Annotated in this window: 10 protein-coding genes; 6 read left to right on the top strand and 4 right to left on the bottom strand. The window is 71.8% G+C overall.

Annotation, left to right across the window (positions count from 1 at the left end):
• Positions 1-1,093, top strand: a 1,093-nt coding sequence (locus DJ74_RS12355; RefSeq protein ID WP_094527436.1) for a DUF1743 domain-containing protein, incomplete at its 5' end; no start/stop codon positions are given.
• 26 nt (positions 1,094-1,119) lie between these two features.
• Entirely contained in the window at positions 1,120-1,506 is a 387-nt protein-coding gene (locus tag DJ74_RS12350; RefSeq protein ID WP_094527435.1) for a glyoxalase, read from the top strand.
• Positions 1,507-1,550: 44 nt separating this feature from the next.
• Here DJ74_RS12350 and DJ74_RS12345 read toward each other — a convergent pair whose 3' ends face one another.
• Together DJ74_RS12345 and DJ74_RS19230 are read right to left on the bottom strand one after the other, a co-directional pair.
• The gene (locus DJ74_RS12345) at positions 1,551-1,781 is read right to left on the bottom strand and encodes a hypothetical protein (protein WP_094524253.1); all 231 of its coding nucleotides are present in this window, start codon (positions 1,779-1,781) and stop codon (positions 1,551-1,553) included.
• A gap of 135 nt (positions 1,782-1,916) precedes the next feature.
• On the bottom strand, positions 1,917-2,057 hold the full coding sequence (locus DJ74_RS19230; RefSeq protein ID WP_170938333.1) for a hypothetical protein: 141 nt from the start codon (positions 2,055-2,057) through the stop codon (positions 1,917-1,919).
• Between the two features lie 96 nt (positions 2,058-2,153).
• On the opposite strand from DJ74_RS19230, the gene DJ74_RS12340 reads away from it, so the two are divergent.
• The 3 genes from DJ74_RS12340 to DJ74_RS12330 all read left to right on the top strand — a co-directional run bounded on the left by DJ74_RS12340 (position 2,154) and on the right by DJ74_RS12330 (position 4,528).
• Positions 2,154-3,314, top strand: coding sequence for a M24 family metallopeptidase (locus tag DJ74_RS12340; protein WP_094527434.1), 1,161 nt, complete (start codon positions 2,154-2,156; stop codon positions 3,312-3,314).
• A gap of 411 nt (positions 3,315-3,725) precedes the next feature.
• Entirely contained in the window at positions 3,726-4,013 is a 288-nt protein-coding gene (locus DJ74_RS12335; protein WP_094527433.1) for a DUF5789 family protein, read from the top strand.
• 59 nt (positions 4,014-4,072) lie between these two features.
• Positions 4,073-4,528: a DUF302 domain-containing protein gene (locus tag DJ74_RS12330; RefSeq protein WP_094524250.1), complete on the top strand. Its 456-nt coding sequence runs from the start codon at positions 4,073-4,075 to the stop codon at positions 4,526-4,528.
• Positions 4,529-4,916: 388 nt separating this feature from the next.
• On the opposite strand, the gene DJ74_RS12325 is transcribed toward DJ74_RS12330, so the two are convergent.
• Both DJ74_RS12325 and DJ74_RS12320 read right to left on the bottom strand, forming a co-directional pair.
• Positions 4,917-6,152: a cation:proton antiporter gene (locus DJ74_RS12325; protein WP_094527432.1), complete on the bottom strand. Its 1,236-nt coding sequence runs from the start codon at positions 6,150-6,152 to the stop codon at positions 4,917-4,919.
• Positions 6,153-6,213: 61 nt separating this feature from the next.
• Positions 6,214-6,693 carry a cation:proton antiporter regulatory subunit gene (locus DJ74_RS12320; RefSeq protein ID WP_094524248.1) on the bottom strand — a complete coding sequence of 160 codons (480 nt, stop codon included), beginning with the start codon at positions 6,691-6,693 and terminating at the stop codon, positions 6,214-6,216.
• A 128-nt stretch (positions 6,694-6,821) separates the two neighbouring features.
• Here DJ74_RS12320 and DJ74_RS12315 point away from each other — a divergent pair, with 128 nt between their 5' ends.
• A complete protein-coding gene (locus tag DJ74_RS12315; protein WP_094524247.1) occupies positions 6,822-7,166 on the top strand; it encodes a hypothetical protein in 345 nt (114 codons plus the stop codon).
• Positions 7,167-7,311: the final 145 nt, after the last annotated feature.

The following is a 7,311-nucleotide window of genomic DNA, read 5'->3' as shown; positions in this document are numbered from 1 at the left end:
GGCCCCGGAGGACGCCGGCGCCGCCTCGTCGACGTCGCGGATCCCGGACGACGTCGCCGACTTCGCCCGCCGCGCGCTCCGGCGCCGGCTCTCGCTCGACGAGGCGCTGTCGATCGCCGACGCGCGCGGCTACCGACACGCCGCGTTCGGGACCGGCGGTGAGACGGGGGACGAGGCGGTCGCCGGCCGCGGCCGGATCGGCGCGCTCGCGGCGGTCGGCGCCCCGGCCGCGTTCGACGACTGGACGGCGGAGCGGATCTCGTACCGCGAGCTGGACCGCTGCGGGACGCCCCGCGAGGTCGACGTCGAGAGCGTCTTCGCCGCGGCCGACGCGGGGTACCCGACCGTCTGGGACACCGTCGACCGCGAGACGGGCGCGGCGGTCTGCGTCCCCAACGCCCCCGGTCCGATCCTCCACGGCATCCGCGGCGACGACCCGGCGGCGTGCCGGGAGGTCGCCGAGGCCGTCGAGAGCGAGCCGGTCGAGCGCGCCGCGACCTTCCTCACCAATCAGGGGACCGACGCCCACCTCGCGCCCGGGCGGATCGGCGACCTCCGCGACGGCGCGGGCTACCGAGTCGCCGGCGCGGTCGCGGGCGAACCGGAGACGAAACGGGGGGGTCACGTCCACGTCGACGTCGCGGCGCCCGGGGAACGCTCCGCGGGAGGCGGCGGGCGGCTCCGCTGCGTCGCCTTCGCGCCGACCGGCCGCTTCCGCGACCGGGTGCGCGCCCTCCGACCCGGCGACCGGGTGACCCTGTGCGGCGAACACGAGCGACGGGAACGGTCGGCGGGTGAGGCGGAGGGACCGACCGCGACGCTCAAGCTGGAGAAGTTCGCCGTCCGGGACCTCGTGCGGACCGAGCCGGCGGTGCCGACCTGCCCGGACTGCGGTCGATCCATGTCCTCGGCGGGCCGGGGACAGGGGTACCGCTGCCGGGACTGCGGCACCGACGCGCCCGGAAAGGTCGCTCACGAGATCGACCGCGAGCTGGAGCCCGGCTGGTACGAGGTCCCCCCGAGCGCCCGACGGCACGTCGCGAAGCCGCTCGTGAGGGGCGGGTTCGACGCGCCGGTACACCCGGAGCGGTGAAGTGATCGGGACGCGACGCCTCGGGCATGTCCGGGATCGTCTTCCACGGAACGGAGAACCGAGGCGGCGTCGTCGACTTCTACCGCGAGGAACTGGGCGCCGAGACGTGGCTCGAACAGCCCGACTGCACGATCCTCCGCCACGACAACCTCCTGTTCGGCTTCTGCGACCGCGACGAGACCGAGGCGTGCGGGACGTTCACGTTCGTCTACCCCGACCGCGAAACGGTCGACGACGTGCGGGAGCGCCTCGCAGAGGCGAGCGACCGCCGGGACGACGCGAGCGCGCCCGGCGCGGTCGAGGAACCGAGGGAGAACGAGCGGTACGACATCTACCAGTTCTTCGCCGAGGACCCCGACGGGCGGACCGTCGAGTGTCAGGCGTTCCTCGCCGACGACGTGGGGCCGATCTGAGGCGGTGAGGGTCGGGCGGGAGGAGCGGGACCGAACCGACCGGGTCAGTCCTCGATGGTCCGCTCCTCGCGCCACTCGGCGGCGCGGTCGAGCGCGGCCTCGCGGTCGTCGAAGCGCTCGCGCTCGTAGGCCGACTCGTCGACGGCCTGCTCCATCACGTCGAGGCGGACGACGAACCCGCCGTCGGCGCGCTCGCGGACGCGGACCGTCGCGTAGCCGTCGGAGCGCTCCCACTCGGTGATCGCCTCGTCCTCGCGTCCCAGAGACCAGCTCATACCCCAGGAGGCCGGCGCGGCGGCTAAAACGGCCCGGTTCGGGCGCGGTCGTCGCGGCGGGGCCGTCGAGGCGCGGTCGTCGAGGCGCAGTCGTCGCGGCGGGGCCGTCGAGCGGCCGTCAGTCTCGGTCGACCGTCAGTCTCGGTCGACCGGGCCGGTCGCGTACGAGCAGACCGGACAGACCGCGTATCCGAGGGTGTCGTACGGGACGGACGCGGAGGGTGCGGTCACGTCGCACTCCGGGCAGTCGAACGTCGACGCGTTCTCGATGCTCATGCTCACATATTGCACGGGCAGGCACATGGTTACGAGCCGCTTGCCTCGGCGTCAACGACACCCTACTTATATGCGACCGCCGGGCCGAGGTCGTCTATGACCGACGACACCCACGCGGACCGCCGCGAACGCGCCGCGGCGCGGCTGCGAGCGGTCGACGCCGACGGACTGGTCTGTTTCCCGAGCCGGAACCTCCAGTACCTCACCGGGTTCGAGGAGGAGCCGAGCGAGCGGCACTTCCTGCTCGCCGTGCCGACCGCGGGCGACGGCGGCGGGCACGACAGCGGGGACGGAGCCGCGCGGAGCGACGGGACCGCGCCCGCTCTCCTCGTTCCGGACCTGTACGAGACGCAGGTGCGCGAGGAGACGAGCGTCGCCGACGTCCGGACGTGGGCCGACGGCGACGATCCGGTGGCGGCCGCGCGCGACCTGCTCGCCGACCGCGGCCTCCGCGAGGGGCGCCTCCTCGTCGACGACACGATGTGGGCGGCGTTCACGCAGGACCTCCGCGCGGCGGCGCCGGACGCGACCTGGGGGCTCGCGAGCGAGGCGCTCGCCGACCTCCGGGTCCGCAAGGACGACGCCGAGGTGGCGGCGCTGCGCGAGGCGGCCGCCGCCGCGGACGCGACCGTGCGCGACCTCCGCGAGCTGGGCGCCGACGCGGTCGGAATGACCGAGCGCGACCTCGCCGCGTGGATCGCCGACCGGCTGGCCGCGCACGGCGGGACCGGCGTCTCGTTCGAGACGGTCGTGGGGTCGGGCCCGAACGGGGCGAAGCCGCACCACGGCCACGGCGACCGAGAGATCCGGGCCGGCGAGCCCGCCGTGCTCGACTTCGGGACGCGCGTCGGCGGCTACCCCTCCGACCAGACGCGCACGCTCGCCTTCGACGGCGACCCCCCGGCGGAGTACGAGCGCGTCCACGAGGCGGTTCGGGAGGCGCAGGCGGCCGCGGTCGACGCCGTCGCGCCGGGCGTCGCGGCCGCGTCGGTCGACCGGGCGGCGCGGGAGGTGATCGAGTCGGCGGGGTACGGCGACGCGTTCGTCCACCGGACCGGACACGGGGTGGGGCTCGACGTCCACGAGGAGCCGTACATCGTCGCGGGCAACGACCGGGAGCTCGAGCCGGGGATGGTGTTCTCCGTCGAGCCGGGGGTCTACCTCGACGGACGGTTCGGCTGCCGGATCGAGGACCTCGTCGTCGTCACGGCGGACGGCTGCGAGCGACTGAACGACACCGACCGCGGCTGGCGGTGACCGGTCCGTCCGGCCGCGGGGGAAAGGTCCGTGTCCGCGAAGCGAAAGAGCGCGCGAGGGAGAGACGAAGCGGGCGTGGGAGAGACGAAGCGGGCGAGGAACGGGACGCGAAGGGGGAGTGTGACAGTGAGACCCGAAATATCGGCGCGCAGGGACCCGACGCGAGATACGGGAGTCGTGTGCTTACTCCGCAATCGGAACTTATTGCCGACTGATATAGTTGTGATACCGAATTATTTCGGGTTTGTTTGTCGGTCGTCAGACGGGCGATGTCCGACCAGATCGTGGGCCGATCTCGGTTGAGAGTCACGGAAATCGATCGAACGGGCGAATCCAAGGCCGCGCGGCGCGTGAGGGCACGATCCGATTCGCATCGAAACCATTAGTGTCGCCGGAGCGGAACCGCGGGGTATGAGCGACAACGACGAGGCCGAGGAGAGCGAGCCGGCCGTCGAGCTCGGCGAGGGACCGGACGTGGCGGGCGAGCCGATCGCCCGCGTCGCGTCACGGCTCACGTGGCCCGCGACGCGCAGCGACGTCGCGGCGCAGGAGGGCGACGCCGCGGTCCGGAGCCCGGACGGCCCCCGCGACCTCGACGACGTCCTCGCGGACTCCGAGGTACCGCTGTTCGAGAGCCGCAGCGAGTTCGTCGCCGAGGTCGAGAAGCTCGTCGGGCGCGGCCCGGTCGCGACCGAGTAGCCCGCGCCGCCGTTCCCGGCCGCCGCGCCCTTTTTAACTCGGCGAGGCGGAGTCGACGCATGGCGATTCCCTTCGATCCGCACGAAATCGACCCCGAGGAGTACGGCGAGAAGCGAGCGACGCTGTCGACCGACCACGAGTCGGCGGTCGAGCGCGTCCGCGAGGTGTGCCTCGACGCCGGCTTCGGCATCCCGGTCGAGTTCTCCCCGTCCGACATGCTGAACGAGAAGGTGGACGCCGACCGGGACCCGTACTACGTGCTCGGCGCCTGCAACCCCGCGATGGCGGACCGCGCGCTCGACGCGACCGACAAGCGCATCGGCGGGCTGTTCCCGTGTAACATGATCGTCTGGGAGGAGTCCCCCGGCGAGCAGGTCGTCTACCACGTCTCGATCATGAAGATCGCGCGCCTCCTCGGCATGCCCGTCGACGACGACGAGATGGACGCGATCGTCGAGGACACCGGCGAGATGGTCGACGCCGTGTTCGAAGAACTGGCGAGCGAAGAGGCCTAAGCGACCGCCGACGGCGACTATTTATAAATAAACGATAGTGCGGTGGCGCGCGCCTCCGAGCGGCCGCCGATGGCGGCCGCGAAGAGCGCCGCGCGAGGGAGTCGCTGGCTCCCGAAGCGAAGCGGAGGGTGCCAGCGACGAGGCTGGGGAGGCGTGAGGTGCGGTTGCGGTGCCGTGCGGGGTGGGACTCAAAGGGGCAGCCGGGAGGCGGGCGCAGGCGTTCACGAGAGCTCCGCTCTCGTGAGCCAATCAGAACGCGGAGCGTTCTGATGACGACGTAAGGACCACAGGGAGCGAACGGAGTGAGCGACCGAGGACCGCAGCGAGCGTGCGCCCGCCTCCCGGCTGGGGCTTTGGAGGTGTTTACCGTCGATCCATCGTCGGCTATTTATAAACGATCGCCATCCGCATCACCGGCACCGCGATCCAGCCACGAGACCGCGACCGACTCGAACGGCCCGGAGTACTGCATCAGCGTCGTGCCGAGGATCGCCATCACGAGGACGTAGCCGACCGCGAACGCGTTGATCGTCTGCGCGACCGCCGGGTCGAACGTCCCCGCCTCGGCCCCGGTCACGGCGACCGTCGCGATGATCAGCGAGAACTCCCCGCGGGTCGTCATCCCGAGCGCGACGCGGGTCGAGCGCTTGGCGTCGAGGTCGAAGGCGCGCCCGGCGAAGAAGCCGGTGACGAGCTTCGTCGGCGTCGTCACGAGCACCGCGAGCGCGATCAGCGCCGCCACGCCGCCGAACAGGAGCGGGTCGGTGACGAGCCCGATCCAGAAGAAGAACACCGCCGCGAACGTGTCGCGGACGGGTTCGAGCAGCGTCTCGACCCCGTGGGCGTACTCCGTCGACGCGAACGCCATCCCGACGAAGAAGGCGGCGACCGCCTCGCTGACGCCGAGCGCGAGCGCCGCGCCGGCGACGAGCACCACGGTCGCGATCGACCTGAGCGCGACGAACTCCGGGTTGTCGGTCGCCAGCAGCCGGTCGAACGCGGGCGTGCCGAACTGGACCGCCCCTAGCAGCACGAGGATGAACCCGATGGCGATACCGACGTCGACCGCGGCCGCGCCCACGTCGCCGCCGCCGAGCACGAGCGCCGAGGCCACGGCGAGGTAAACGGCGATGAACAGGTCCTCGTAGACGAGGGTCCCGAGCAGCGGCTCCGCCTCGTCGTTGGCGATCCAGCCGAGGTCGATGAGCGACTTCGTGATCACCGCCGACGAGGAGATGTAGACGATCCCGGCGGTCAGAAACGCCGGGAGGAACGCGCCGAAGACGAGCCACCCGAGGACGAGCCCGGCCCCGAAGTTCGCGAGGTCGATCGTCCCCGCGGTCCCGATCTGGCGCCGTCGCGCGAGCAGGCGGTCGAGGTTGAACTCCAGCCCGAGGAAAAACAGGAGGAAGACGATCCCGAGCTCCGCGCCGAGCGCGATGAACTCCGTCTCGGGGACGTAGACGGTCCCGACCGCCGGCAGGGAGAGCCGGCCGAGGACGAACTCCCCGAGTAGCATCCCGGCGACGATATAGAAGGGGATCACGGACTGACCGGCGCGGTTCGCGACCCACCCGGCGACCGCGACCGCGGCGAACATGACGCCGACGTCGAGCAGCGCCACTACCGGCTACCCCCGAGACGGGCGACCCGAGGGGCCGCCCCGACCGCGTCGTCGCGGCCGCTCATCCGGTGAGGAGCTCCTCGAACGCCGCGCAGTCCTCGGGCGTCCCGACCCCGATGACCGTGTCGCCCTCGCGGAGCGTGGTGTCCGCGCTCGGGCTGTCGACGACCCCGTCGCCGCGCTGGAGCGCGACGACGGCGAGCCCGGTTCGGTCGCCGATGTCCGCGCTCTCCAGCGTCTCGCCGATCAGCGGCGACCCCGGCTGGATCTCGTACCACTCCAGGAGGATGCCGCCGGGCAGGGTCGTCTCCTGCGTGTCGGGCTCGACCGGCTGGAAGTACGCGCCCTCGACGATCGACCCGATCGTCCGGGCGAGGTCGTCGCCGAACTCGAACACCTTCTCCGAGTCGGCGTCCGGGTCGGGGCGGCGGAACAGCTCGCGTTTACCCGTGTTGTGGATGACGACGATCATCTCGCCGTCGTCGAGTTCGATCTCGAACTTCTTCCCGACGCCGGGGAGGTCGGATTCGCGGATCGTCATACCGGGGGGAGCGGTGCCAGCGTTATAGGTGTGCACGTCGCCGGCGTCCGCCTCGAACGACGCCCGTGCGACGCAGGTCTGACCGCTCCGCACCAAACGCTAAGTAGGGTGGGACCGAGGTAGCGCACATGTGGGGATCCCGGAAGAGCCGGGACCGGCGGACGGTGACCTGCATCGCGTGCGGCGACTCGCTGCTGCGCGAGGACGCGCGCGAGTACGACAAGGAGGGGGACCGCTGGAACCGGCGCGACAAGGAGTTCGAGTACCTCTGTACAGACTGCGACGACGACCTCTGCCACCAGCCCCGGGACGGGCTGGAGTCGCTCGTCTGTTCGATCGAGGCCGACGGGCTCTCGCGCGAGGAGTTCCTCGATCGGTACGCGGACGCGGTCGCGCCCGACGAGGGCACCGACTCGGCCGAGTCTCGCGGCCGATCCGATCGCGACCGGGAACCGTCGGACCGCGACCGGTAGCGCGCTTCGGTCCGGACCGCTCTTCGCCTCGCCGACCGACACGCCTTCCTCGGGCCGTTCGAAACCGGACGCACGCATGTCCCTCCACCTGACGCCCGCCGTCCCCCCGATTCCGATCCAGGCCCCGATCGCTCCCCTCCCGACC

This window comes from Halorubrum sp. Ea8 (genome assembly GCF_002252925.1).
Classification (GTDB): Archaea; Halobacteriota; Halobacteria; order Halobacteriales; family Haloferacaceae; genus Halorubrum.
This window is presented reverse-complemented; position numbering and strand designations above follow the sequence as displayed.